This is a genomic window from Pseudomonas sp. P1_C12 (assembly GCF_056406435.1).
The window spans coordinates 527,380-552,340 of the sequence record NZ_JBFUAE010000001.1 but is presented as its reverse complement, the minus strand read 5'-3'; the positions used below and the strand labels follow the sequence as shown (position 1 = coordinate 552,340).

Genomic DNA, 24,961 nt, shown 5'->3' with positions numbered 1-24,961 from the left:
TAGGCCCCAAATGGCCCTGTGGCGAGGATGCTTGTCGGATCGCCGCACCGTCCCGTTCGGCGGCTCTGCCGCCGTAAAACCGGGCACTGCGGTGTGTCTGAGGAAATGAGTTACAAAGGATCAGGGCCGCTTCGCAGCCCAGCGGGACGGTGCGGCGATCCGACAAGCATCCTCGCCACAAAGGGACAAGTCCTAAAAATTTTTCAGACGTCAAGATTGAACGTTCGTCGGATGGCGGGTTGCTACCATCGCAATTGCCTGCCGATATCAACACGGCTGCTACGCTTGGTCGTTGCAGTGCCCGAGCCCCATTCCTGCTCACGCTGCAAGGGTTATCACGGAGTGCGACATCCATTCCTGTCGGCAACCTGCACGGAGGCAGGCGATGGTGATCAAAAGCATGGCCGATTCGACTGCGGCGGGGGTTCCCGAGCCGCTCGATCGGGAAGAAATCGAGCGGGTGCTGGCGTTGTTGCTGGTCAGCCCGTTGTTTGCCAAGTCCAGGCGCATGGGCAGTCTGTTGCGCTTTCTGGTCGAGCACGACCTTCAGGCTTGCAAAACGCCGCTGACCGAACACGCCATCGGCATCGAGGTGTTTCGTCGTGACCCGGCAGTGTATTGCACGGGCGACGATCCGGTGGTGCGAGTGCAGGTGGGGCGCTTGCGGCGCAAGCTCGCAGCGCATTACGCCGGCAACGGCCAGCAGGACCCGGTGCGCTTCAGCATTCCACCCGGGTGTTATCGCTTGACCTATCAGCGGCTGCGGCCCAAGGGCGTCGGCACTCGCCATCCTGTGGTCCAGATCCAGCCGTTTACCTGCCTCACCCGCGATGGCAATGACTTTACCCGGGGCTTGTGCGAGGAGTTGAGCTGCCGACTGTTCGAGTCGTTCGAGCAGGCGCAGACCGGGACCAATCATGTGTTGATGCGGGTGGCACGCAACAGCGAGCCGGTACCGGACTTCAAGCGTGGCGGGCGTTACAGTTATTGCCTGGAGGGCAGCGTGCGGGTCGAGCCTTCGCGGGTGCGAGCGTCATTGCGCCTGGTGGATGTGGCGCAGGGGCGGATTCGCTGGTCGGCGCAGTTCGATCGTGATCGACCCTATGGCATCGCCACCCAGGAGGACCTCGCGCAGTCGATCTGTCGCTCGCTGACGGGCTACTTCACCACGGCGGGCAAAGAGGAGTGAAAGGGCAACCACAAGGTTGCCCTGGCATGACGGTTACACGGTTTTCCACTGACCGCCTTCGTAAAGGCGATCTGCGGTGTTATCGAACGTCAGGTCGATTTCGATCGCCTTGGAGCGTGAGGTACTGAACATGGTGCTGGTCTGTACGTTCTGTTCGAACCACACGAGGATGGTTTCCACCGGCGTCAGCACGGTATTGCCGGTGACGACCTGGTTTACGGCCACGTAGATTGGCGTACTGACCTGAGTGCCATCGATGCCGGTGGACAATTGGTTGACCCCCGGATGAATCGGCGCGTAGTCGTTCACGAAAGTCAGGGAAATGTCCGGGCCACCGGTTACCGCCTGGCTCAGCAGGCCGCTTTCATCAAGTGTCGAGGTTTGCCCCAGGCCAATGTTGACGACGTTGGTCGAGACTTTGACTTGCACGTTGTCCTTGAACACGTTGGAGGCGAACAGCTGATACTGTGGCGTCCAGCTGAACTCGTTGTTGCTCAGGTAAGCGTCATAGGACTGCCAGACCACGTTGTAGTCGGCGTCACCCACCTTCTTGGCAAAGCACAGCTTGTAGCCGGACTTCTTCAGCAGCGTCAGGTCGCCGGCGGCGATTTCGATGGTGACGGTTTTTTGCGAGGCCGCCAGGGCCGACCTCAGTACCCGGCCGTAATCTGCCGCCTTCAGTTGCGTTGCACCCATGATCGACTTGACGGCTTCTTGCACATCATTGTGAAGCTGCTGGCTCTGTTGGCTGACAGCGATTGATTTGCTCATGGTTTCCCTCTTCCTTGGTGGTGTGTTGGGCAAACAATGGGCTGCTGGCGCTTGGCGCCGCAGTCCATTGATGGCTTCACTCTAGGGGCGAGGGGCAGGGCGGCTAAGTGTCTTGGTGTTACAAGCGGGTATCGGGGTTGTGTCAGGGGCTGAGCGGGGCAGCCGATCGGCCGCCCCGTCTTGAACTCAGGCGGCCCGGGCATCGGCCCAGACGAAGTTCCAGCTGGTGCGTTTGCCCTTGGCGATCTCGATCAGCTTGTTCTCATACACCGTGTGATTGACCACACCGGTGTAGGTCAGGGTGCGGGCGGCATTGGTCCCGGTGACCTCGCCCGGCTTGCCGCCCGACTCGACCATGGCTTTTTTCATGTCGGCATCCGACGGGGCGCTGCTCTGGTTTTTTTCCACTTTGACGAAACTCATGATTCACCTCTTCCGTGATGGGGGGATCGGTGCCAGCGCGGGCCGACAAGTCGACGACCCTGTTCCACACCGACGGCCATACTCTATTGGCCAGTTCGACGGCGCAGAAGTGACAACTGCGGCGCTGAGGTAACAATCGGGAAACAGCGCCACGCGTTGAAGTATCTGCGACGTATCAAGCGTGGATTCACATCGAAGAAGGTTGCGGCGAGTATCTCGGGCCGAATGGGCACTTACCGAATGGAATTCCATACAAGGTATTAGAGTTGTGCCTGTAGCAAGCTCCCTCACCACGACAGAGGAGTGCCTGCGCTGCTTTTGGGCGTCCGGCTCAATAGCTCGCTGGTCGCGACGTCACTTCTCGATAAACCCGCGAATCGCCGCAATCGTCTGCGTCGGCGCTTCCTCCATCAGCCAATGCCCCGCCCCAGGAATCACCACTTCCGTCACCTTGTCCGCTGCATTGCGCATCACGATGGCTTCATTGGCGCCGAAGGATTTCTCACCCCCGACCGCCAGCACCGGCATGCTCAGCTTTTTGGCCATCGACGCCTCGTTGTCCACGGCGTCCTGACGAATGCTGCATGTCGTTCCACGGTGGAATGCCCGGCACCGGTGCATCCATCACCACCAGACGGTCGGTGCGCTCCGGGTAGCGCGAGGCATAGGCGAAGGCGACCATGGTGCCGATGTCGTGACCGACGACCACCGAGTGCTCGATCTTCAGCACGCTCAACACGCCACGGATATCGGCCGCCTGAGTCTTCTTGTCGTAGCCGCTTTGCGGGATCGATGACAAGCCCATGCCGCGCAGGTCCGGCACCACCACGGTGTGGTCCCGCGCCAGATCGGCCGCCAGCGGTGCCCACATGTCGCCGGTGTCACCAAATCCATGCAACAGCACCACCGCCGGCCCCTTGCCGCCGACGCGAACGTGCATCGTGACGCCGTCGACGGGGATGTCCTGGGTGTGGAAAGACGCCGGGAACGGCGTGACATCGGCGTGGGCGGCGACGCTCAGGGCAAGCAGGGTGAGGGCGCTCAGCAGCGGGCGGATCATGGCGATGTCTCCAGGGAGGCGCAGTGAGATGCATATAATCGACAAGCCCCATCCTTCGGCAAACGCTTGCAAGGCTTCGATCGGATGAGCGTAGACGGTTTGGCGGTTGGTGACTTGATGGAACCAACACCGTCAATAGCGTCTAAATTTCAGAGAATCTTCCCCACCACGAAGGAACGACTCATGTACAAGTCTCGATCATTGATTGCAGCGATTACCTGTTTGACCCTGATCAGCGGCTCGGTGACGGCGCTGGCCGATCCCGGTAACGGACAGGGCAACGGGAAGGTCAATCATGGCAACCAGGGTGGTCATGGCAACAAGAACAAGAATTCCGGCGGCGGGGACTGGAGCAACGGCCCGAGCATCAACCGTGGTAGCGTGCTCGAGATCATTGGCGTGAATACGGGCTACTGGAGCCCCGGGCCTGACCTGCCACCGGGTATTCAAAAGAACCTTGCCCGAGGCAAGCCGCTTCCACCCGGCATTGCGAAAAAACTGGATGGCCGACTGGTCGGCCGGCTGCCCCACTATGATGGCTACGAATGGCAGCAAGTCGGCACGGATCTGATCCTAGTTGCGCTGGCCACCGGGCTTGTCTATGAAATTCTCGACGGTGCGTTTGATTAAAGTGTGGAAGGTAGTCTTCCCGCTGACTCAAGGTGCTCCAGCCGTCTGTCGTAGTGCTTGAACTGTTGGAGGGATATCGCGTCATACGTCACGCGATATCAACCTCCTACGGAAGCAATCATGCTTTTTAAAAACAAGAGTCTCGTTGCTGTAATGTCATGCGCCATGATGCTTGCAGCCGCCCCGTTACTCCCTGATGGCCTGTCGATCATGGGTTCCGCATACGCGAAGGACGGCGGTGGCGGTGGCGGTGGCGGCGGAAACGGCGGCGGTGGCGGCGGTGGAAACGGCGGCGGAAATGGTGGCGGAAACGGCGCAGGCCACGGCGGCGGTATGGGTGGCGGACACGCCGGTACAGGCCACTCTGGCAGTAACGGCCGCGGCAACGGGCTGGACAGCGACCATGCTGGCAAATCCGTGCGCGACCATGGCCTGAGCGGGAACCACTACGGTAGTGAGCGCAACGATGACAACGGTCATGGCACCACGACCTCAGGCCTCGCCCATTCCAAGGATACTCGCGGCATCTCCAAGGCCAGGGCTATTTCGGCTTCGACGCCAGGTGATCACAACACCAAAGGCTTGAGTAAAGCCGGACTGTCGACCTCGAAAAAATCCCATTGAGTTCGCGGTTGTAGACATCAGTTTCTGAAAAGCCCATAACCCGCTGAAAGGCGGGTTTTTTGCAACTGGAATTTGATCGCCGGACATTACACGGACACGCAAAAGCGCCAGGACGTTATCAATGAGTAATGACAGGTTCGTGACCGCAGCTTCTACCGGCCCCATTTGCACTCACCAGACGCCACCGCTCGCACCGGACAACCGGTGGCACGAGCGGTACCGAGGGCCGGCCTGAAAGGGTCGCGGCTATTTCGCTGGCACTTCAGGCTTGATATCCCCGCAAAAAATATCGACGTTGCCATCGGTCGCTGCCGTGCGCACGACCACCGAATACTTGCCGTCAAGCAACGTCTGCAACGGCACAGGCGCGGTTCTGGTAAAAGACCAGCCGCGTACGGCTTGGCGTTCGGTGTTGACGGTGTCGTTCATCGCGTAGGCGACTGACCCGGGTTGCTGGCAGCTACCGTTATTGATGAAAGAGTAAAGACGCAAGGGCAGGATAACCCCGGTTGGAACACCGCTGACGAAGAAACTGAGCCCGGTTTTCTTGTCCCAGTCGGTCAACGTGACGGTGCCGATCTGACCGGCGTTTTGCCGGGTGGCGACCAGGGTAACGTTCACGCCGTGGGTCGATGAAGTGGTGCAGCCAAACAGGCTTGCCGCAACCATGAGTGCTGCCAGTGAGGTTTTGAGCTTCATTGCCAAACTCCTGAGCTGAAGAACTGCAATGGGGGGGAGTTAGCCGGTATAGCTCATTTATCGCTTTCATGACGTCGTCCATATAAGGCTTTCCATTTTTGACCGGTGATGGTGGGGCGTCTGTCCCCTTCGCCAGCCATATGGCGGCGTAGCCGTGCAAACCGGCTACATTTGTAACTGGTCGAGCCTGCGCGGATTGCCTGCTGGCACACGCGCCTGGATCCCAATGAAGGTTTGCAGTGGTTACGCGTGCAGTTAAAGGATTGTGCGGTCAGTTGAGTCTACTCATCATCCGCATGGGACGATTGGCGACTGGAGTGACTCATGAATCAACAAGGCAGCCATCCGCAAGAGCGGAGTCCAGGCACTCCACCGCGGGGTACCATGCGCAGCCTGTTGATCCCGCAATGGCTCGGCAGTTATCGGCCCGACTGGCTGCGAGGCGATGTGGTCGCCGGGCTGACGGCAGCGGCCGTGGTCATACCCAAGGCGCTGGCGTACGCCACGATTGCCGGCCTGCCGGTGCAGGTCGGGCTGTACACGGTGCTGGTGCCAATGGTGATCTATGCCGTGCTCGGTACCTCGCGCCCGCTCAGTGTCAGCACCACGACCACCCTGGCCATTCTCGCTGGCTCCGCGTTGGGCCAGATCAGCCCGGACGGCGATGCGGCGACCTTGCTCGCGGGTTCCGCCACGCTGGCCCTGATGGTGGGCGCGATCCTGATCGTCGCGGGGTTGCTGCGCCTGGGCTTCGTCGCCAATTTCATTTCTGAACCGGTACTGGTGGGTTTCAAGGCCGGCATCGGTGTGGTCATCGTGCTCGACCAGCTACCCAAATTGCTCGGTACTCACATCGACAAAGGTGGCTTCCTGCACAATCTGCTGGCCACGGTTCAGAGCATCGGTCATGCCTCGCTGCCCACCGTGGCGGTCGGTGTGTTCATGGTACTGCTGCTGGTCGGCATGAAGCGTTTTACGCCGCGGCTGCCCGCACCGTTGATTGCGGTGGCGCTGGGCATCATTGGCATGAGCCTGTTTGGCCTGGAGAGCTTTGGTGTGTCCGCCGTCGGCCTGGTGCCGATCGGATTGCCCGCGCCGACCCTGCCGGTATGGTCGTTGGCCGAAACCCTGTGGCCTTCGGCGATGGGCATCGCGCTGATGAGCTTCACCGAAACCATCGCGGCGGGGCGCGCGTTCGCCCGCAGTGACGAGCCCGTGCCACAGCCGAATCGGGAGCTGCTGGCCACTGGCGTTGCCAACATCGGCGGCGCATTTCTCGGGGCAATGGTCGCGGGTGGCGGGACCACTCAAACGGCGGTGAACCGTTTGGCCGGTGCCCGTTCGCAACTGGCCGCACTGGTCACCGCAGCACTGGCTTTGGGTACTTGCCTGCTGCTGGCGCCGCTGATTGGCCTGATGCCCAATGCCACGCTCGCAGCCGTGGTGATTGTGTATTCGGTGGGCCTGATCGAGCCGGCGGAATTTCGCGAGATCCTGTCGGTTCGCCGTACCGAATTTGCCTGGGCCGTAGTGGCCATGATCGGCGTGATGTTGCTGGGCACGCTGCAAGGGATCGTCGTGGCGATTATCGTCTCGTTGCTGGCCCTGGCCTATCAGGTCTCGGACCCGCCCGTGCATGTCCTCGGGCGCAAGCCTGGCACCAATGTGTATCGGCCGCAGTCCGCCGAACACCTCGATGACGAACACTTTGACGGGCTGCTGTTGCTTCGGCCTGAAGGGCGGATTTTTTTCGCCAACGCCCAGCGCATCGGCATGAAGATGCGACCCCTGATCGAAGATGCAAGGCCCGCCGTGGTGATTCTTGACCTGCGCAGCGTGTTCGACCTGGAGTACACCGCCCTGAAAATGCTCACCGGGGCGGAACAGCAACTGCGGGAAAAAGGCATTTCACTGTGGCTGGTGGGCATGAGCCCTGGCGTATGGGACATGGTCACCAAGGCACCGTTGGGTCGTACGCTGGGTGAAGCGCGCATGTTCCTGAACCTGGAGCAGGCGGTTGAACATTACCAGCGCAGTCGAGGCTGAATGAACGCGGCCGGGCGCACTCCGGACGCTGTGTGACGCATTGAAGGAGGTAACGGGCATGGCAAAGAAGAAGGCTGCACCGAAAAGCAAACCGGTCGAAGGCGACAAGCTCAAGAACAAGGTGTATCTCGAGGAACTGGCGAAGCTGCATGTCGAGCTGGTCAAACTGCAGGAGTGGGTGCAGCACACGGGCGCGAAGATTTGCATCATCTTCGAGGGCCGTGATGGCGCCGGCAAGGGCGGGAGCATCAAGGCACTGACCGAACGGGTCAGTCCGCGAGTGTTCCGGGTGATGGCGTTGCCGGCACCGACCGACCGGGAAAAAAGCCAGATGTATTTGCAACGTTATCTGCCGCACATGCCGGCGGCCGGTGAAGTGGTGATCTTCGATCGCAGCTGGTACAACCGCGCCGGGGTCGAGCGGGTCATGGGATTTTGCAGCGAAGAGCAGGTGCGCACGTTTCTCACCGTGGCGCCGCGCGTCGAACAGGCACTGGTCGAATCGGGAATCATCCTGATCAAGTACTGGCTTGAAGTGAGCGAGGAGGAACAGACCCGTCGCCTCAAGGCACGTATCACCGACGGGCGCAAAATCTGGAAGCTGTCACCCATGGACCTCAAGTCCTACAACCGTTGGTACGACTACTCCCGTGCCCGGGACGACATGTTCAAGTACACCGACACCAAATTCGCCCCTTGGCGGGTCGCCAACTCCAATGACAAGCGGCGGGCGCGGCTGAACATCATCAGCGATGTGCTGAAAAGCGTTCCTTACGAGGAAGTACCGCGGGCAAAAGTGAAACTGCCCAAACGGCAAGACCCCGGTAACTACCGGGAGCCGAACTATCCATACAAGTACATTCAGGAAAAATTCTGATCGTTGCATCGGGCAGGAGCCAGCCCAGGCCGGCTCCTGCTGCAGGCCATCAGGCGTGAACCAGCGCAATCGTAAACGAGACCACGATCATGCACGCAAAGGCAAAATTGATATTCATGAAGTTTCCATCCAAAACATGAGTGACGGCGCCATCTTGAACAGGTCACAGAAAAATAAAAAATTCGCTGTAATGATTTGAAAGATCGAAAAAAATGATACTTGGCCGGTTCGTTGTTTTTGCTCCGGGTTGCAGATACTCTCGTGTAACACGCAGTTACATGCATAAACGAGCAAAAACATGCACGACAACCATTCTGCTGCCGAACTTCCATCGGTGCGCCGACAAAAAATCCTGTTGATCCTCGAACGTGACGGCAAGGTCATGGCCTCGGAGTTGAGCCAGCATTTCGCGGTATCCGAAGACACCATCCGCCGCGATCTGGCGGAGCTGGCCAGCGCCGGCCTGGTGCAACGGGTGCACGGCGGGGCGTTGCCGCGGCCCAAGGATACGGGCAAGGACTATTTCACCCGGATCAGCGAAACCGACGAGGTGAAAACCCATCTGGCGCAACTGGCCGCGCGACGGGTGCAGGACGGTCAGATCGTGGTGTTCGATTCCGGCACCACCACCTTGCAGATTGCGCGTTCGCTGCCGGCGGACATCGCCATCACCGCGATCACCGCGTCGCCGATGACGGCCATTACCTTGTCTGAATACCAAGGCATCAAGGTGATCCTGGCCGGCGGCCAGCTCAACCCGGCGACGATGTCGGCCGGCGGCCACGAAACGCTGAGGCTGCTGGCGGGCATCAAGGCCGACCTGTTGTTTACCGGGGTGTGCGCGATACACCCGCAGGTGGGTTTAAGCTCACTGCACTTCGATGAAGTGCCGGTGAAACAGGCGATGCTCGACGGTGCTTCCCATGTGATTGCCGTCACCACCGCGGACAAGCTCGGTGCGGTGGAGCCCTTTGTCGTCGCGCCTTGTAACCGTGTGCACACGTTGATCACCGAACGGCATGTGGCGTCAGGCAATGTCGAGGACTACCGGGCGTTGGGGATCGAGGTGGTGCAGGCTTGAGCGTTTTTTGCTGGCAGGTGTATTGAATGTTCCGGCCCCTTCGCGGGCAAGCCCGCTCCCACAGGTTTTGTGTTTGACGCCGAATTTGGGAACGGTACAAATCCTGTGGGAGCGAGCTTGCTCGCGATGAACGATAACGCGGTCTAGCAGATGGTCACTGCGCCAACCACCCACCATCAACATTCCATGCCGCGCCCCGCACCTGGCTGCCGGCTTCGCTGCACAAAAACAGCACCAGTTCACCCAGTTGCGGCGGTGTCACGAATTCCAGCGATGGCTGCTTTTCTGCGAGCAAATCGTGTTGCGCCTGCTGCGGATCAACCCCTCTGGCGGCACGATCATCAATTTGCTTCTGCACCAGTGGCGTCAATACCCAGCCTGGGCAGATCGCGTTGCAGGTGACCTGGGTGGTCGCGGTTTCCAGCGCGACCACTTTGGTCAAGCCGATCACCCCGTGCTTGGCGGCGACATAGGCTGACTTGCCCACCGAGCCGACCAGGCCATGTACCGAAGCAATGTTGATCACCCGGCCCCAGCCCTTGGCGCGCATGCCCGGCAGGCTCAAACGGGTGCTGTGGAACACCGACGACAGGTTGATGGCGATGATCGAATCCCAGCGCTCCACCGGGAACTCATCCACCGCTGCCACGTGTTGAATGCCAGCGTTGTTGACCAGAATGTCGACGCCGCCAAACTCGCGCTCGGCGTAGGCGATCATGTCGGCAATTTGAGCCGGATCGCTGACATCGGCCGGGTGATGGCCGACCTTGCCGCCGAACTGTTCGACTTCGGCAATCACCTTGGATGCATCGCCAAAGCCGTTGAGGATCAGGTTGGCCCCGGCCTTGGCCAGGCTGAGGGCTATCCCCAGGCCGATGCCGCTGGTGGAACCGGTGACCAGTGCGGTCTTGCCCGAAAGAGTCGTCATGAATACCTCACACAATGCCAGTGGCGTAGAAGGTGCCGATCACTACGAAAACCGCCAGGGTCTTGATCAGCGTAATACAGAAAATGTCTTTGTAAGCTTCGCGGTGGGTCAGCCCGGTGACCGCCAGCAGGGTAATGACGGCGCCGTTGTGCGGCAGGGTGTCCATGCCACCGCTGGCCATGGCGGCGACCCGGTGCAGCACTTCCAGCGGAATGTTCGCCGCGTGGGCGGCGCTGATGAACTGCTCGGACATCGCCGCCAGCGCGATGCTCATGCCACCCGAGGCGGAACCGGTGATGCCGGCCAGCAGGGTCACGGTAATCGCTTCGTTGACCAGTGGGTTGGGGATGCTCTTGAGCCAGTCGGCCAGCACCAGAAAGCCCGGCAAAGACGCGATCACCGCGCCGAAACCGTATTCCGAGGCGGTGTTCATCGCCGCCAGCAAGGCACCGCTGACTGCACTTTTACTGCCTTCGGCGAGCTTGCGGCTGATCGCCTTGTAGCCGAACGCCAGCACCATGAGGATGCCGACCAGCAAGGCTGCCTGGACCGCCCAGATCGCCGTGAGCTTGGCGATTTCCGTGGTCACTGGCGCGGCCATGCCTGGCAGCGCGAGGCTGTGGGTCTTGCCGTACACCTGCGGAATCCAGTGGGTGAACAGCAGGTTCATGATGCCCACCGCCAGCAGTGGCGACAGCGCCAGCCACGGGTTGGGCAGCTTGAGGTCGGCGGCGGTTTCCGGTTCGTTACGCAGGTCAGAACCATAGCCTTCACCGGCACGCTGGGCCTTGTTGCGCTGACGCTGGAGAAACAGCATGCCGGCACAGAACACGAAGATTGTGCCGATCACCCCCAGCCACGGCGCCGCCCACGCGGTGGTGTTGAAGAAGGTGCTGGGGATGATGTTCTGGATTTGTGGCGTGCCGGGCAGGGCGTCCATGGTAAACGAGAAGGCGCCCAGGGCAATGGTCGCCGGGATCAGCCGCTTGGGGATGTTGCTCTGGCGGAACATTTCAGCGGCAAACGGATAGACCGCGAACACCACCACAAACAACGACACACCGCCGTAGGTCAGCAGGGCGCAGACCAGCACGATCACCAGCATCGCCTGGCGGGTGCCGAGCAGGCGAATCGCCGCCGCGACGATGGAGCGCGAGAAACCGGACAGTTCGATCAGCTTGCCGAACACCGCGCCGAGCAGGAATACCGGGAAATACAGTTTGATGAAACCGACCATTTTTTCCATGAACACCCCGGTGAAAGCGGGGGCGACGGCAGACGGGTCAGTCAGCAGGACAGCGCCGAGGGCGGCAATCGGGGCAAAAAGGATAACGCTGTAGCCACGGTAGGCAGCCAGCATCAGCAGCGCGAGGGCTGCCAAGGCAATGATCACACTCATCGTGTGTCTCTCCTGGGTTGTTATTTTTGTTGGGTGAAGCCTGGTAGGAGAGGCGTATAGCGAGTTTTGTGCCAGATGTTTAAGTTGTTGAAATATAAGGATATAAATTAATTTTAAGATGGGTTTGTGGCGTGCTTGTCTATTTATTGAGACTTTTTGTGCCTGAAAAGATCGCAGCCTTCGGCAGCTCCTACAGGGAAACGCGAAAAACCCTGTAAGAGCTGCCGAAGGCTGCGATCTTTTGATCTTGAAAATGCTTTCTACAAACAGAGATTTGTATCTCGTTAAGGAGACTCTGCAATCCCCAGTGCCACCATTTTCTTGTACAACGTCGACCGACCCAGCCCCAGCCGCGCCGCGGCATCAATCACCTTGCCCCCGCATTGCGCGAGGGTGGACTCAATCAATTGCCGGTCAAATCGCTCCCGCGCCGCACTGAACGTCTCATGGGCAAGCGGTTCGATGGTCAAGGGCGCCACGCGCTCCACCTGGGTGAACGTACCAATCGCCGCGCGGATGTCCGCCGCCGTCAGGCGCAAGTCATCACTGAGCAGTGCGGCCCGCTCCAGCACATTGCGCAGCTCCCGGATGTTCCCCGGCCAGGCGTGTTGCCCCAACAGTTCCAGGGCCTCGTGGTGCAACTCATGCTGGCTGCGCAGTTCCTCAAGAATGGCTTCACTGAGCGCCGGCACGTCATCCAGGCGGTCGCGCAGGGGTGGAACCTGGATCGGCAGCACATTGAGGCGGTAGTACAAGTCGGCGCGGAATTCGCCGCGCTTGATGGCCGCTTCCAGGTCGGTCGAGGTCGCGGCGATCACCCGCACATCGCTCTGGATCACTTCGTTGGAGCCCACCGGCTCGAATTCCTTTTCCTGCAATACTCGCAGTAGTTTGCTTTGCAGGGGCAACGGCATGTCGCCGATTTCATCGAGGAACAGCGTTCCGCCCTGGGCAATCTGCAATTTGCCGGCGCGGCCCTTGCGGTCGGCACCGGTAAATGCGCCAGGGGCTGTGCCGAAGAATTCGGCCTCCAGCAGCGATTCGGGAATCGCCGCGCTGTTGACACTGACAAACGCCTTGTGTGCACGGGGCGAGGCATTGTGGATCGCCTGGGCCAGCAACTCCTTGCCGGTGCCGGTTTCACCAAGCAACAGCACCGGCGATTCGGTACTCGCACTGCGCCGGGCGCGGCGTTTGACTTCCAGGCTGGCGGTGCTGGTGCCGATGAAATGGGCGAAGTTGTATTTGGTCTGCCGCGCCCGCAGCAGCGAGCGGGTGGAGGCCAGTTCTTCCTGCATGCTCATGTAGCGCTTGAGCATCGGCGACAGGCTGCGCAATTCGTCGAACAGGGCGAAACCAATGGCACCGATCACCACGCCGGCATCGTCATGAATCGGCAGGCGCATGACCACCAGCGGCTCTTTGGGGGTGTCTTGCATATCCAGCAAAATCGGCCGGCCGCTGCGCACCACTTCACGCAACAGGCTGCCGGGGATCACGCTTTCGCAGGGCTTGCCGATTGCAATTTCCGCCGATTGCAGGCCGAAGCGCCGGGCGTAGCGTTCATTCATCCAGACGATGTTGGCGTCGCGATCGACAATCACCGTGCCCTCGCTCGACTGCTCGATGATCTCGAACAACGAGCGGATCGCCAGCAAGCGAACGCGCTGGTAGTCCTTGAGGCTTTCGGTGGTGTTCATGGGTGTTGGTCCTGATGATGTGTTGGCTGTGCTGGCCTCTTCGCTGGCAAGCCAGCTCCTACAGGGGATTTGTGAACGACACAGATCAACTGTAGGAGCTGGCTTGCCAGCGAAGGCTGCGACTCGGTCCAGAGTCAGGATTATGCCTGCCCAAGCATCGCCGCCGCCAACAGCTCCTTGGTGTACGGATGCTGAGGTGAGTCAAACACCTCATGGCTGGCGCCGCGCTCCACCACTTTGCCATCCTTGATCACGATCATGTCGTGGGCCAGGGCGCGCACCACCGCCAGGTCATGGCTGATGAACAGGTAGGTCAAACCGTGTTTTTCCTGAAGCTGGCGGAGCAGGGCGACCACTTGTTTCTGTACCGTGCGGTCGAGCGCCGAGGTCGGTTCGTCGAGCAGGATCAGCGCCGGCTTCAGCACCAGCGCCCGGGCGATGGCGATGCGCTGGCGTTGCCCCCCGGAGAACTCGTGGGGATAGCGATGGCGACTTTGCGGGTCCAGCCCGACTTCGCTCAGTGCCCGGATCACTTCGGCATTGCACTCTTCAGTGCTCAACTGGCTGTGCACTTCCAGGCCTTCGCTGATGATTTGCGCCACGGACATCCTTGGGCTGAGGCTGCCGAAGGGGTCCTGGAACACCACCTGCATTTTCTTGCGCCACGGTCGCAGCTGTTTTTGCGTCAGGTCGTCCAGCGCCTGGCCCTGAAAGCGGATGCTGCCTTCGGAGTCGAGCAAACGCAGAATCGCCTGACCGAGCGTGGACTTGCCGGAACCGGACTCACCGACGATGCCCAGGGTTTTGCCGCGCTGAATATTCAGGCTGATACCATCGACCGCGCGCAGCCAGGTCTTGCGTTGAAACAGGCCGCCACCGACGGGAAACCGCACCTGCAGGTTGTCCACCTCCAGTACGTTTTCGCGCTCGTCCCGGGGCAAGGCTTCGCCCTCGGGTTCGGCGTGCAGCAATACGCAGCTGTAAGGGTGCTTCGGTTCGGTGAAAAGGACTTCGCAAGGCGCCTGCTCGACGATTTCCCCGGCCTTCATCACGCACACGCGCTGGGCGATGCTGCGTACCAGATTGAGGTCATGGCTGATCAGCAGCAGCGACATGCCCAGTCGCTGTTGCAGGGATTTGAGCAGCAACAGGATCTTGCGCTGCACTGTCACATCCAGCGCAGTGGTCGGTTCGTCGGCGATCAGCAGTTCCGGTTCGCACGCCAGGGCCATGGCGATCATCACCCGCTGGCGCTGCCCGCCGGACAATTGATGGGGATAGGCCTTGAGGCGTTCCTCGGGTTTCTGGATGCCCACCAGATGCAGCAATTCAAGAATCCGCTCTTGCGCCGCCTTGCCCGCCAGGCCTTTGTGCACCAGCAGCGTTTCGCCGATCTGCTTTTCGATGCTGTGCAGCGGGTTGAGGGAGGTCATCGGCTCCTGGAAGATCATCGCGATGCGATTGCCGCGCAGTTTTCGCAACTTGCCGGCATCGGCGCCCACCAGTTCCTGGCCGCGATAGCGGATGCTGCCCGTCGTCTCGGTATCGGTTTGTGGCAGCAGTTGCAGGATCGAGTGGGCCGTCACCGACTTGCCCGAGCCCGATTCACCCACCAGCGCCAGGCATTCGCCGGGGCGGATGTCCAGGCACAGATTGCGCACCACGGTCTGGCCGCTGAAGGCCACGCTGAGGTCACGGATTTCGATCAGGTTGGTCATATCAACATTCCGTTTTCAAGAGCGTGCATCAAGATCGCGGATCAAGATCGCGGATCAAAAGCGTCGCGCAGCGCTTCGCCAATGAACACCAGTAAAGAAAGAATCAGCGCCAAAGTGAAGAACGCCGTCAGGCCCAACCACGGCGCTTGCAGGTTCTGCTTGCCCTGGCCGATCAGTTCGCCCAGGGAAGCGCTGCCCGCAGGCATGCCGAAGCCGAGGAAGTCCAGCGCCGTCAGGGTGGAAATCGCCCCGGTGAGAATGAACGGCAAGTAGCTCAAGGTCGCGTTCATGGCGTTGGGCAGAATGTGCCGCACGATGACTTTGCGGTCAGTCAGGCCCAGCGCGCGCGCGGCCTTGACGTACTCCAGGTTGCGCCCGCGCAGGAACTCGGCGCGCACCACGTCCACCAGGGCCAGCCATGAAAACAGCGCCATGATCCCCAGCAGCCACCAGAAATTCGGCTCGACGAAGCCCGACAGGATGATCAGCAGATACAGCACCGGCAACCCGGACCACACCTCCAGCAGGCGCTGGCCGAGCAAATCCACCCAGCCGCCGTAATAGCCTTGCAGGGCCCCGGCCGCGATGCCGATCAGGGCACTGACAAAGGTCAGCATCAAGGCAAACAGGATCGACACCCGGGCACCGAAGATCACCCGGGCCAGAACGTCCCGTGCCTGGTCGTCGGTGCCCAGCCAATTGACGCTGGAGGGCGGGCTGGGGGCGGGTTTATCCAGGTCATAGTTGGGCGTGTCGTCACTGAACGGAATCGGCGGAAACAGCAACCAGCCACCGTCCTTCTTGATCAACTTCTGCACGTAGTCGCTGCGGTAGTCGGCCTGGAACGGCAGATGCCCGCCGAACTCCAGTTCGGTGTGGCGCTTGAAGACCGGGAAGTACCACTGGCCTTGATAGCTGACCATCAGCGGTCTGTCGTTGGCGATCAGTTCGCCGCCCAGGGTCATCAGGAACAGGCCGACAAACAGCCAGAGCGACCACCAGCCCCGGCGGTTTCTCTTGAAGCGCTCGAAGCGCCGACGCGCCAGCGGTGAAAGCTTGAGCATCAGGCGTTCCTCGCGGCAAAGTCGATACGCGGGTCGACCAGGGTGTAGCAGAGGTCGCCGACCAGTTTTATCAAAAGGCCGAACAGGGTGAAGATGAACAGCGAACCGAACACCACCGGATAGTCCCGGGATACCGCCGCTTCGTAGCTCATGCGGCCCAGGCCGTCGAGGGAGAAGATCACTTCGATCAGCAGGGAACCGGCAAAAAATACACTGATAAAGGCCTGGGGAATGCCCGACACCACCAGCAGCATGGCGTTGCGGAATACGTGTCCATACAGTACCCGCCGTTCACTCAAACCCTTGGCCCGGGCGGTGACCACGTACTGGCGGGTGATTTCATTGAGGAACGAGTTCTTGGTCAGGATGGTCAGCGTGGCGAAACCGCCGATCACCAGCGCAGTCACCGGCAACACCAGATGCCAGAAGTAGTCGGCCACTTTGCCTATGGTCGACAGCGATTCGAAGTTGTCCGAGACCAGCCCGCGAACCGGGAACCAGTTCAGCGAAGTGCCACCGGCAAAGACCACAATCAGGAACATCGCAAACAGGAACGCCGGCATGGCATAGCCGATGATGATCGCGGTACTGCTCCAGATGTCGAACTGGCTGCCATGGTGCACGGCCTTGCGGATGCCCAGGGGAATCGACACCAGATAGGTGATCAGTGTCGCCCAAAGCCCGAGGGAAATGGTCACGGGCATTTTTTCGAGGATCAGGTCGGTGACGGTGGCACCGCGGAAGAAGCTCTTGCCGAAGTCCAGGCGCGCGTAGCTGGTGAGCATCAGCCAGAGGCGTTCGTGTGCCGGTTTATCGAAGCCGTACTGTTTTTCAATGTCCTTGATCAGCTGCGGATCGAGCCCGCGACTGGCCCGGGACTTGCCACTCATGGCTTCGCCGGAACCGCCGCCGACTGCGGCGCCGCCAATGCCTTGCAGGTGTGCGATGGCCTGTTCGACCGGCCCGCCCGGCGCTGCCTGGACGATGACAAAATTGACCAGGAGAATGATCACCAGCGTCGGAATGATCAGCAGCAGGCGCCGCAATATGTAAGCCCACATCAGTGCGGCCCTCCGGGTTTGCCACGGCTGATACGCTCGGCCGTCATCTGTTGGTTGGTCAATGGCGTGGTGCTCATCTCCCACCAGCTCTCGATGGCTTCGTCATTGCTCGCCTGCACGTTCGGGATGCCAAAGCGGTTCCACCACACCGTCGAGGTGCCCGGCGGGTAATAGTTGGGAATCCAGTAGTAATTCCATTGCAGCACCCGATCCAGGGCATGGGCGTAATGCAGCATGTCAGCCTGGGTATTGGCGCGGATCAGCCCGGTGATCAGCGTGTCCACCGCCGGGTTCTTCAACACCATGTAGTTGTTGGAACCAGGGTCGGTGGCTGCCGCCGAGCCGAAATAATTGAGCAGTTCGTTTCCCGGAGAGGTGGTGACCGGGTAGCCGGTGACGATCATGTCGTAGTCGCGGTTCATCAGGCGATTGACGTACTGGGACGAGTCGATGCGGCGGATGTTCAGGTCGATGCCGATCTGTTTCAAGGTGCGCTTATAGGGCAGCAGCAGGCGGTCCATGCCGTTCTGACTGACCAGGAAGGTGAAGCTCAGCGGCTCGCCGTCGGCATTGACCAGTTGGTCGCCAACGGGTTTCCAGCCGGCCTGTTCGAGCAAGTCCAGGGCTTGCAGCTGCTTGTCGCGAATCACGCCGCTGCCATCGGTCTTCGGTGCTTCGAACACCTGGGTGAAGACTTCGTCGGGAATCTGCCCGCGCAGCGGTTCGAGAATCGCCAGCTCACCGGCATCCGGCAGTTGCCGGGCCGCGAGGTCGGTGTTGGAAAAGAAGCTCTGCTGACGGATGTACATGTCACGCATCATCTGCCGGTTGCTCCACTCGAAGTCCCACAACATCACCAGCGCCTGGCGCACGCGACGGTCCTGGAACATGGGCTTTTGCAGATTGAACACAAAACCCTGGGCCGGCTGCGGTGCCTCGGTGGCGAGGTGGGCCTTTTGCAGGCGACCGTCGCTCAGGGCCGGGCTGTCGTAGCCGATGGAATAGCCGGTGGCGGAAAATTCCCGGTTGTAGTCAAAGGCGCCGCCGCGCAGGACCTGGCGCGCCACGTCGGTATCGCCGAAGTACTCGATGCTGAAGTGATCGAAGTTGTACAGGCCACGACTGACCGGCAGGTCCTTGCCCCACCAATCGGGATTGCGCTCGAAGGTGATGCTGCGTCCGGAATCGATCTTGCCGACTTTATAGGGGCCGCTGCCCAACGGCGCTTCATAGCCGCCGCCACCGGCGAAATCGCGGCTCTTCCACCAGTGTTCGGGAAACACCGGCAAGGTCGCGATATCCAGGGGCAGGGTGCGATTTTCGTTGTTCTTGAAATCAAAGCGCACGGTCAGTGGCGATTCCACTTCGACGCTTTTGACGTCGGCGAACTGGGTGCGGTAACGCAGGCTGCCCTGGGTCATCAGCAGGTCGAAGGTGTAACGCACGTCTGAGGCGGTAATCGGTTTGCCATCGGCAAAACGCGCCTTGGGGTTGAGGTAAAAGCGCAAGGACAGGCCGTCCTCGGAGCGCTCCATCTTCTCTGCCACCAGACCGTACACGGTGTAAGGCTCGTCCAGTGAACGTTGGGCCAGTGGTGAATAGAGCAAACCGTCGATCTGTGTGACGCCGATGCCTTTGTCGATGTAAGGCAAAACGTGGTCGAACTGACCGATTTCGATCGCCGAGCGCCGCATCGTGCCGCCCTTGGGGGCCTGCGGGTTGGTGTAGGCGAAATGACTGAAGCCGGCAGGGTATTTCGCCGGTTCGCCGTACACGGTCATTGCCGATTGCGGTGCTGCATTCACACCCGCGGCAGCCATCAGCAGGGTCACGGCAGTGAATAACAAGGTAGGGAAAGCCAGTCGCATTGTCAGCCTTGGAGCCGGGTGGTCGTTAACGACAATTTGTACGCTAGCGGCGCGTCCCTCGCCAGCCGAATTACGCACCTGAAACACAACGGCCCACCAAAAGGCGGGCCGTTGTGAGAATAACTCAAGCGTCGATCAGTCCTGGCGGCTGGTCACTTCCAGCAGGTGGAAACCGAACTGGGTCTTGACCGGGCCCTGAACCACGTTGATTGGTGCGCTGAAAACCACGGTGTCGAATTCCTTGACCATCTGGCCCGGGCCGAACGAACCCAGGTCACCGCCCTGGCGGCTGGAAGGGCAAGTGGAGTTTGCCTTGGCAACTTCAGCGAAATCGGTGCCAGCCTCGATTTGGGCCTTGAGTTCGTTGCACTTTTCTTGCGAGGCAACAAGGATGTGACGGGCAGTGGCTTTAGCCATGGAAAAATTCTCCTTTCAATATTCGATAAAGCGCTGAGCCTACCGGATTCCGTGAGCTATTTCTCCTCAAAGTTCCGTTCCACACGGGATCACGGCAGGTGGCACCTCAAAGGCCAGCGTCTCTCAAGCGTTTGGCATGCTGGACATACAGTTCGATTGGGTCGACACCTGTGCGCAACTGGCCGGTCGGTTGACCAATGGTGTCCAGATGATCCAGCGCATAGTCGGAGCGGATAACCGTACCCAGATGGGAACTGAAGCGACCGACCAACCCGTCGTTCTGCTCGCTTTCCGTGACGAAATAACCGGAAAGGGCCCGGCAGAACGCGTTGAGCGGATCGAACGCATTGAGCCCTGCTTCGAGTACATTCGACTGCAGCACGCCGCTCCACGAGTAGTAACGCACACCGTTGACCCGTTCGCGCCCCTTGCCACCCCAGATGGTGGGCAGCCCTTGCGGGTATTTGTCGTTGAATGCGCCTACGCCTTCGGTGGTCAGCGCATTGAGGGCCGCAATGGCGTTTTTCGGTTGGTACTGATTATCGCTTAATGCTGCCAGGAAGTCGGCGAACAGGGTCACCACCGTCTCGGCCACCTGTTCCGGCAGACTGCCTGGTGTCAATGCCTTGCGCAGGAAATCGGCCAGTTCCGAGCCATGATTCGGCCCGCTGACGGAGGTCACCGACGCCACGCTGTGTGGCGCAATCGCTGCGGCATAACGTGCGGTCAGTGCGCCCTGGCCATGACCTATGAGGTTGACTTTGCGTGCACCGGTTCCTTCAAGTACCCGCTCGATCTGCGTGAGCAATTGGTCACCGCGTACCTCGTTGTCATGGGTGGCCGACAAGTAGGGGACGAACACCCTTGCTCCGGCGTTCCTCAGCGCCTGCCTGATGTCGTGAAAGAGTTCGAATTTGCCGATTCTTTCGAAGCCGAAAAGGCCGTGGGCCAGCAGTATTGGATAACAAGTGCTTGCATTCCTTTGCATGTTCATACCTTTGCACAGAAGTTCGTTGGGACTGCATGGCGTTTCACTCTAAAACACTCGTGGTTGGCGCGATGTATGAAAAGTCCGCCGAAACTTGCGGAAAGCGGAATAGAACAAGTGCGAATGCTCAAGAGCGGCTGAGGCCTTAGTCGGAATAAATTGATGACTTTTCACGGCAATCAGGTTGCTGCTGATCAAAGACCTACTTCGTATGTATCGATTTTCCGAGTGAGCCGGGGTGAGAGGCCGACATCGCGGCTGTTTGCCGTGAGGTTAAATAGTCGTCATCCAAAGCCGGCCACCTGTTCGGTGTTTATTCCAAGGACTGGAGCGAATGAATGACTGTTTATGAACCCGATGCCTTGAATCTCGCGCAGCAACCATTACCACCTCCAATTCTTGAACAGGCGGAAAACGGCGTTCTGAACCCCTCTGACAGAAAAGCCGTCATCAGGGTCCAGCCTTATCCGGGCATGACTTGCGGCGACAAATTGCTATTGAGTTGGGCGGGTCTGGATGCTGATGGCGTCGCCTGCAATCATCAGGTCGCGCGCTTTGTCACTGAGGACCGGGTCGGCGAGGACATGATCTTTGCCGTGGTTAGCGCACATATTGCGACGCTTGACGGTGGTTCACTCGAAATCAGTTACTCACTCACGAGCACCCGTTTTGCCGAGCCCTTGCACTCCCACCGTTTGCAACTGAGTGTGGGTGATGTGCAATCCGACCTGTTGCCTGCGACAGTGAACGACGCGGTGGGTAGAACGCTTGATCCGGATCGGGTGAAAGAAGGGGCGATCGTTACGATCAAACCCTATGCACGCATGGCGGCGGGCGACTGGGTATTGCTGGCCTGGGCTGGCGTTTCGGTCGAAGGAAGTTTCAGTGATGCACTCAAGGTCGAGTCCTTTGCTGTGGGGGAGGAGCTGTCGTTTTGGGTCAGCCCGGAGTGCATTGCGTCGAATCTGGGCTCCTCCGTTTCCATCGATTATTGCGTCAAGCAAGCAGGTCAGGGGCCTCGTTACTCTGAAGTGACGGCACTGATGGTTGACATCCTGGAACGGCGACCACTGCCAGGGCCCATTGTGCTGGAGGCCGACGAAGGTTGGGTGGATCTGCATGATGCACAGGATGGCGTGACTGTCGTCATCGAAAACGCCAGGGCTGATAAAGGTGAACTGATTTACCTGAGATGCGACGGGGAGAAATTCAATCACTGTAACGAGCGCGAAGTAACCAGAGACACTGCGGGCGAGCCGTTGGTGTTCATCGTTCCCTACCGGTTCTGGAGGGAGCATCGAGATTCCGCGATCCGTGTTTCCTATTCAGTCGAGCGCCTTGACGGCACCCGCCAGCAATCCGGAGTGACACTGGTTCAGGTGCAGTCCCTGATGGGGCATTGATTGCCATTTGCCCTCCAGTCTTCGCATGAAGGCCGGAGGGCGAAAGGATGATGCCAATTATCGGGCGTTGTTTGATGCCCGCAGCCGATCTGCCGCATCAAGCAACAGTCGTTCTGTCCCGGTCCAACCGAGGCAGCCATCAGTCACTGACACACCGTATTGCAATGACGAACTCAACGGCTGGCAGCCCTCGAACAAATGGCTCTCGATCATCATGCCGATCAGCGAACGGTCACCTTGCAGACGCTGTTCAAGTACATCCTTGAACACGGCTGGCTGGCGCAACGGGTCTTTGCCGCTATTGGCGTGACTGCAATCGACCATGATTCGAGCCGGAATTTTGAGCCTGGTCAGGTCGCTGTTTACCTGGACAACGCTGGCGCTGTCGTAGTTCGGCCCGCGATGGCCGCCGCGCAATACCAGGTGAGTGTCCGCATTGCCCGGGGTTTGAATGATCGCCGGATGTCCCTGGCTATCGACACCGAAATGGCGATGGGGATGGGCGGCGGAACGCATGGCGTCGCTGGCGACACCGACACCGCCGTCAGTTCCGTTCTTGAAACCGACCGGCATCCCCAGGCCGCTGGCCATTTCCCGATGGATCTGCGACTCCGTGGTCCGGGCGCCAATCGCCACCCAGCTCAACAGATCGTCGAAGTAGCCGGCCGCCATCGGTTGCAGCAGTTCAGTGGCAACGGGCAGGCCCAGGCGGAGCATTTCGCACATCAGCTCGCGGGATAGCGTCAGGCCAGCGGCCATGTCATCGCTGCCATCCAGGTGTGGGTCGTAGGCCAGGCCTTTCCAGCCAACCGTGGTACGGGGTTTTTCGACGTAGGCGCGCATCACCAGCAGCATTTCGTCGCTGACTTCGGCGGCGAGGCGGGCAAGGTTACCAGCGTATTCGAGGGCTGACTTGGGATCGTGTATCGAGCATGGGCCGACGATGACCAGCAAGCGGGAGTCTTCACGGTTGAGGATCGCGCGAACCGCCTGGCGGTGGGCGGTGACTTGCCGGGACAGGGCATTGCTGAGGGGTAATTGCTGTTTGAGTTGCAATGAGCTGGGCAGGCGCAGGGTCAGCGCTTCATTGGCAGGGCTCATGGTGGACAGCGGCAGTGCGGAGACGGACGAATTCATATTCAAGGCTTCCTGGGCTGGTGGCGGGTTCGTGCCCGCGCGCTCGGCCCTACTGGGGTGTTCGACAATTGGCCAGATTGGCTGCGTGTGTGTGCTTGCCACCTGTGGGTGACCGATCGGAGGCGGCAGGCTGTCCCGAGCGGAGGGTGGTAAATCGCCAGGCGGTAAAACTGTCGTAACGGTAATCAGTGGCGTAGTTCATGTGCTGAATCCTCTAAATGTCTGGTGTGTCGCTAAATGTGCTGGGACTGAAAAAACAAAACCCCCGGTCGGGAGGCCGACCGGGGGTTGAGAATTCTCTGGTGGCGACCCGTTTAAAGTGGGCGCCGTGTGGGTATCAGGCGCGCCAGTGGCTAAACCAATACCCAAAATAAAAGCTGACCGGAGCGCAACCGTCGTTCACCCGGGCAGCCGCAACCGAGCGCAGGGCGCTGGCGGTACGAGGCTGTAAGAGGGTGTTGAACATGGTCTGTCTCCGATGGATGGGTCGAGCTTACTAGAGGCCGGTACGCAGATTCAATCAGAAAATGCTATCGGCCAACGACCCCGCTTTCTATCGCTTGAGTGCCCCGAAGGTTGTGACACACTCTGCGCCTCAACAAAAAACACATCGTCACAAGGACGCTTCATGACGGTACTGTCCCTTGCAGTGGAGCTGGAATGATGGAGCGTCAATGGCGTCCGGCATCGCCTGATGCCCTGAAGTTCGCCCGCGAACTGACCTGTAGTGGCATGCTGCGCTACTACATTCAGCATGATCTGCTGTGGCAGGACGAGGCGTTTGATGTGGCCTGGGCAGGGCGCGACAACCGGTTGATCGTATGCGGCGAAAATGTCCTGGGTTATGTCAGTCTGAGCCGTGATGCCAGAGCCTTGTACATCCGCGAATTGCATATTGTCGAAGCGTTTCGTGGGCAGGGCACTGGAACCTGGGCGATCGATCAGGTGCTGGCTCTGGCGTGCAAGGAGCGGCGTCCGGCGTTGCGCCTGACGGTTTTCGAAAACAACCCGGCGCAAGCGTTGTACGGGCGCAAGGGATTAAGGGTGGTGGGCAAGGACGAATGTTTCTTGAGGATGCAGCTGGATTTCTCCGGTCGGGATTGCTGCAACACGTTTGCAACAAGCCTTTCAAGATGAATTGAAACTTTTAATCTGATGCTTTCCGCTAGGTCTGCCAGATGCTTTTTGCTAAGGTGTCTGGCAATCCAATAAGACCATATTGCGAGGTGTCTGCTTGATTAGGGTGCTAGTAGTCGATGACCATGATCTCGTTCGTACAGGCATTACACGAATGCTGGCTGACATCGATGGCCTGCAAGTAGTCGGCCAGGCCGAGTCGGGAGAGGAATCCCTGCTCAAGGCGCGTGAGCTGAAACCCGATGTGGTGCTGATGGACGTCAAGATGCCGGGTATCGGCGGTCTTGAAGCCACTCGCAAATTATTGCGCAGTCATCCGGATATCAAAGTCGTCGCGGTGACCGTGTGTGAAGAGGACCCGTTTCCTACGCGGCTGTTGCAGGCTGGGGCGGCAGGGTACCTGACCAAAGGGGCGGGTTTGCCGGAAATGGTCCAGGCCATCCGCCTGGTATTCGCCGGACAACGCTACATCAGCCCGCAAATTGCCCAGCAGCTGGCGATCAAGTCCTTCCAGCCCACCAACGATTCGCCTTTCGATGCCTTGTCGGAGCGGGAAATCCAGATCGCGCTGATGATCGTCGGCTGCCAGAAAGTACAGATCATTTCCGATAAGTTGTGCCTGTCCCCGAAAACCGTGAACACCTACCGTTACCGCATCTTCGAAAAGCTTTCGATCAGCAGTGATGTCGAATTGACGCTGTTGGCGGTTCGTCACGGTATGGTCGACGCCAGCCTCTGAAA

General features: G+C 59.7%; 22 protein-coding genes and 1 pseudogene. 9 read left to right on the top strand and 14 right to left on the bottom strand.

Annotation, left to right across the window (positions count from 1 at the left end):
* Positions 1–385 precede the first annotated feature (385 nt).
* On the top strand, positions 386–1,189 hold the full coding sequence (locus tag AC1D19_RS02450; protein WP_477762250.1) for a hypothetical protein: 804 nt from the start codon (positions 386–388) through the stop codon (positions 1,187–1,189).
* 33 nt (positions 1,190–1,222) lie between these two features.
* On the opposite strand, the gene AC1D19_RS02445 is transcribed toward AC1D19_RS02450, so the two are convergent.
* The 3 genes and pseudogenes from AC1D19_RS02445 to AC1D19_RS02435 all read right to left on the bottom strand — a co-directional run bounded on the left by AC1D19_RS02445 (position 1,223) and on the right by AC1D19_RS02435 (position 3,443).
* Entirely contained in the window at positions 1,223–1,960 is a 738-nt protein-coding gene (locus tag AC1D19_RS02445; RefSeq protein ID WP_477762249.1) for a hypothetical protein, read from the bottom strand.
* A 186-nt stretch (positions 1,961–2,146) separates the two neighbouring features.
* Entirely contained in the window at positions 2,147–2,383 is a 237-nt protein-coding gene (locus tag AC1D19_RS02440) for a hypothetical protein (RefSeq protein ID WP_090456158.1), read from the bottom strand.
* A gap of 354 nt (positions 2,384–2,737) precedes the next feature.
* A pseudogene (locus tag AC1D19_RS02435) lies at positions 2,738–3,443 on the bottom strand (alpha/beta fold hydrolase).
* 183 nt (positions 3,444–3,626) lie between these two features.
* On the opposite strand from AC1D19_RS02435, the gene AC1D19_RS02430 reads away from it, so the two are divergent.
* Complete coding sequence (locus tag AC1D19_RS02430; protein ID WP_108232172.1) at positions 3,627–4,073, top strand: anti-virulence regulator CigR family protein; 447 nt, start codon at positions 3,627–3,629, stop codon at positions 4,071–4,073.
* Between the two features lie 120 nt (positions 4,074–4,193).
* Complete coding sequence (locus AC1D19_RS02425; RefSeq protein ID WP_477762248.1) at positions 4,194–4,697, top strand: hypothetical protein; 504 nt, start codon at positions 4,194–4,196, stop codon at positions 4,695–4,697.
* Positions 4,698–4,943: 246 nt separating this feature from the next.
* Here AC1D19_RS02425 and AC1D19_RS02420 read toward each other — a convergent pair whose 3' ends face one another.
* The gene (locus AC1D19_RS02420) at positions 4,944–5,396 is read right to left on the bottom strand and encodes a hypothetical protein (protein WP_223457641.1); all 453 of its coding nucleotides are present in this window, start codon (positions 5,394–5,396) and stop codon (positions 4,944–4,946) included.
* A 324-nt stretch (positions 5,397–5,720) separates the two neighbouring features.
* Here AC1D19_RS02420 and AC1D19_RS02415 point away from each other — a divergent pair, with 324 nt between their 5' ends.
* From AC1D19_RS02415 to AC1D19_RS02405, 3 genes are all read left to right on the top strand, one after another.
* Complete coding sequence (locus AC1D19_RS02415) at positions 5,721–7,442, top strand: SulP family inorganic anion transporter (RefSeq protein ID WP_477762247.1); 1,722 nt, start codon at positions 5,721–5,723, stop codon at positions 7,440–7,442.
* A 58-nt stretch (positions 7,443–7,500) separates the two neighbouring features.
* On the top strand, positions 7,501–8,319 hold the full coding sequence (gene ppk2, locus AC1D19_RS02410; RefSeq protein ID WP_477762246.1) for a polyphosphate kinase 2: 819 nt from the start codon (positions 7,501–7,503) through the stop codon (positions 8,317–8,319).
* Between the two features lie 298 nt (positions 8,320–8,617).
* On the top strand, positions 8,618–9,400 hold the full coding sequence (locus AC1D19_RS02405) for a DeoR/GlpR family DNA-binding transcription regulator (protein WP_477762245.1): 783 nt from the start codon (positions 8,618–8,620) through the stop codon (positions 9,398–9,400).
* A gap of 154 nt (positions 9,401–9,554) precedes the next feature.
* Here AC1D19_RS02405 and AC1D19_RS02400 read toward each other — a convergent pair whose 3' ends face one another.
* The 9 genes from AC1D19_RS02400 to AC1D19_RS02360 form a co-directional block, all read right to left on the bottom strand.
* Positions 9,555–10,328: a 3-hydroxybutyrate dehydrogenase gene (locus tag AC1D19_RS02400; protein ID WP_477759958.1), complete on the bottom strand. Its 774-nt coding sequence runs from the start codon at positions 10,326–10,328 to the stop codon at positions 9,555–9,557.
* A 7-nt stretch (positions 10,329–10,335) separates the two neighbouring features.
* Entirely contained in the window at positions 10,336–11,727 is a 1,392-nt protein-coding gene (locus AC1D19_RS02395) for a GntP family permease (RefSeq protein WP_150723644.1), read from the bottom strand.
* A gap of 284 nt (positions 11,728–12,011) precedes the next feature.
* Positions 12,012–13,427 carry a sigma-54 interaction domain-containing protein gene (locus AC1D19_RS02390; protein WP_477762244.1) on the bottom strand — a complete coding sequence of 472 codons (1,416 nt, stop codon included), beginning with the start codon at positions 13,425–13,427 and terminating at the stop codon, positions 12,012–12,014.
* A 140-nt stretch (positions 13,428–13,567) separates the two neighbouring features.
* A complete protein-coding gene (locus AC1D19_RS02385) occupies positions 13,568–15,145 on the bottom strand; it encodes an ABC transporter ATP-binding protein (protein WP_477759959.1) in 1,578 nt (525 codons plus the stop codon).
* Between the two features lie 41 nt (positions 15,146–15,186).
* Positions 15,187–16,209: an ABC transporter permease gene (locus AC1D19_RS02380; protein ID WP_477762243.1), complete on the bottom strand. Its 1,023-nt coding sequence runs from the start codon at positions 16,207–16,209 to the stop codon at positions 15,187–15,189.
* Complete coding sequence (locus tag AC1D19_RS02375; protein WP_477756408.1) at positions 16,209–17,270, bottom strand: microcin C ABC transporter permease YejB; 1,062 nt, start codon at positions 17,268–17,270, stop codon at positions 16,209–16,211. The genes AC1D19_RS02380 and AC1D19_RS02375 overlap by 1 nt, the downstream gene beginning before the upstream one ends.
* Positions 17,270–19,138 (bottom strand): extracellular solute-binding protein, encoded by a 1,869-nt coding sequence (locus AC1D19_RS02370; RefSeq protein ID WP_477762242.1) that lies wholly within the window; start codon positions 19,136–19,138, stop codon positions 17,270–17,272. The genes AC1D19_RS02375 and AC1D19_RS02370 overlap by 1 nt, the downstream gene beginning before the upstream one ends.
* A 135-nt stretch (positions 19,139–19,273) precedes the next feature.
* Entirely contained in the window at positions 19,274–19,555 is a 282-nt protein-coding gene (locus tag AC1D19_RS02365) for a peptidylprolyl isomerase (protein WP_477756370.1), read from the bottom strand.
* 106 nt (positions 19,556–19,661) lie between these two features.
* Positions 19,662–20,543 carry an esterase/lipase family protein gene (locus tag AC1D19_RS02360; protein ID WP_477762241.1) on the bottom strand — a complete coding sequence of 294 codons (882 nt, stop codon included), beginning with the start codon at positions 20,541–20,543 and terminating at the stop codon, positions 19,662–19,664.
* Positions 20,544–20,881: 338 nt separating this feature from the next.
* Between AC1D19_RS02360 and AC1D19_RS02355 the strand changes: the two genes are divergently transcribed.
* Entirely contained in the window at positions 20,882–21,946 is a 1,065-nt protein-coding gene (locus AC1D19_RS02355) for a hypothetical protein (protein ID WP_477762240.1), read from the top strand.
* 57 nt (positions 21,947–22,003) lie between these two features.
* Here the strand turns inward: AC1D19_RS02355 and AC1D19_RS02350 are convergent, their stop codons facing one another.
* Entirely contained in the window at positions 22,004–23,083 is a 1,080-nt protein-coding gene (locus tag AC1D19_RS02350; protein ID WP_477762239.1) for a 3-deoxy-7-phosphoheptulonate synthase, read from the bottom strand.
* A 663-nt stretch (positions 23,084–23,746) separates the two neighbouring features.
* On the opposite strand from AC1D19_RS02350, the gene AC1D19_RS02345 reads away from it, so the two are divergent.
* Both AC1D19_RS02345 and gacA read left to right on the top strand, forming a co-directional pair.
* Complete coding sequence (locus tag AC1D19_RS02345) at positions 23,747–24,220, top strand: GNAT family N-acetyltransferase (RefSeq protein WP_477762238.1); 474 nt, start codon at positions 23,747–23,749, stop codon at positions 24,218–24,220.
* 97 nt (positions 24,221–24,317) lie between these two features.
* Positions 24,318–24,959 carry a response regulator transcription factor GacA gene (gene gacA, locus AC1D19_RS02340; protein ID WP_008015884.1) on the top strand — a complete coding sequence of 214 codons (642 nt, stop codon included), beginning with the start codon at positions 24,318–24,320 and terminating at the stop codon, positions 24,957–24,959.
* The last annotated feature ends 2 nt before the right edge of the window (positions 24,960–24,961 follow it).

Excerpts from the sequence above, each read along its gene's own strand:
- AC1D19_RS02450 (WP_477762250.1), top strand. The coding sequence starts at position 386 with ATGGTGATCAAAAGCATGGCCGATTCGACTGCGGCGGGGGTTCCCGAG.
- AC1D19_RS02445 (WP_477762249.1), bottom strand. The coding sequence starts at position 1,960 with ATGAGCAAATCAATCGCTGTCAGCCAACAGAGCCAGCAGCTTCACAAT.
- AC1D19_RS02440 (WP_090456158.1), bottom strand. The coding sequence starts at position 2,383 with ATGAGTTTCGTCAAAGTGGAAAAAAACCAGAGCAGCGCCCCGTCGGAT.
- AC1D19_RS02430 (WP_108232172.1), top strand. The coding sequence starts at position 3,627 with ATGTACAAGTCTCGATCATTGATTGCAGCGATTACCTGTTTGACCCTG.
- AC1D19_RS02425 (WP_477762248.1), top strand. The coding sequence starts at position 4,194 with ATGCTTTTTAAAAACAAGAGTCTCGTTGCTGTAATGTCATGCGCCATG.
- AC1D19_RS02420 (WP_223457641.1), bottom strand. The coding sequence starts at position 5,396 with ATGAAGCTCAAAACCTCACTGGCAGCACTCATGGTTGCGGCAAGCCTG.
- AC1D19_RS02415 (WP_477762247.1), top strand. The coding sequence starts at position 5,721 with ATGAATCAACAAGGCAGCCATCCGCAAGAGCGGAGTCCAGGCACTCCA.
- ppk2 (WP_477762246.1), top strand. The coding sequence starts at position 7,501 with ATGGCAAAGAAGAAGGCTGCACCGAAAAGCAAACCGGTCGAAGGCGAC.
- AC1D19_RS02405 (WP_477762245.1), top strand. The coding sequence starts at position 8,618 with ATGCACGACAACCATTCTGCTGCCGAACTTCCATCGGTGCGCCGACAA.
- AC1D19_RS02400 (WP_477759958.1), bottom strand. The coding sequence starts at position 10,328 with ATGACGACTCTTTCGGGCAAGACCGCACTGGTCACCGGTTCCACCAGC.
- AC1D19_RS02395 (WP_150723644.1), bottom strand. The coding sequence starts at position 11,727 with ATGAGTGTGATCATTGCCTTGGCAGCCCTCGCGCTGCTGATGCTGGCT.
- AC1D19_RS02390 (WP_477762244.1), bottom strand. The coding sequence starts at position 13,427 with ATGAACACCACCGAAAGCCTCAAGGACTACCAGCGCGTTCGCTTGCTG.
- AC1D19_RS02385 (WP_477759959.1), bottom strand. The coding sequence starts at position 15,145 with ATGACCAACCTGATCGAAATCCGTGACCTCAGCGTGGCCTTCAGCGGC.
- AC1D19_RS02380 (WP_477762243.1), bottom strand. The coding sequence starts at position 16,209 with ATGCTCAAGCTTTCACCGCTGGCGCGTCGGCGCTTCGAGCGCTTCAAG.
- AC1D19_RS02375 (WP_477756408.1), bottom strand. The coding sequence starts at position 17,270 with ATGTGGGCTTACATATTGCGGCGCCTGCTGCTGATCATTCCGACGCTG.
- AC1D19_RS02370 (WP_477762242.1), bottom strand. The coding sequence starts at position 19,138 with ATGCGACTGGCTTTCCCTACCTTGTTATTCACTGCCGTGACCCTGCTG.
- AC1D19_RS02365 (WP_477756370.1), bottom strand. The coding sequence starts at position 19,555 with ATGGCTAAAGCCACTGCCCGTCACATCCTTGTTGCCTCGCAAGAAAAG.
- AC1D19_RS02360 (WP_477762241.1), bottom strand. The coding sequence starts at position 20,543 with ATGCAAAGGAATGCAAGCACTTGTTATCCAATACTGCTGGCCCACGGC.
- AC1D19_RS02355 (WP_477762240.1), top strand. The coding sequence starts at position 20,882 with ATGACTGTTTATGAACCCGATGCCTTGAATCTCGCGCAGCAACCATTA.
- AC1D19_RS02350 (WP_477762239.1), bottom strand. The coding sequence starts at position 23,083 with ATGAATTCGTCCGTCTCCGCACTGCCGCTGTCCACCATGAGCCCTGCC.
- AC1D19_RS02345 (WP_477762238.1), top strand. The coding sequence starts at position 23,747 with ATGGAGCGTCAATGGCGTCCGGCATCGCCTGATGCCCTGAAGTTCGCC.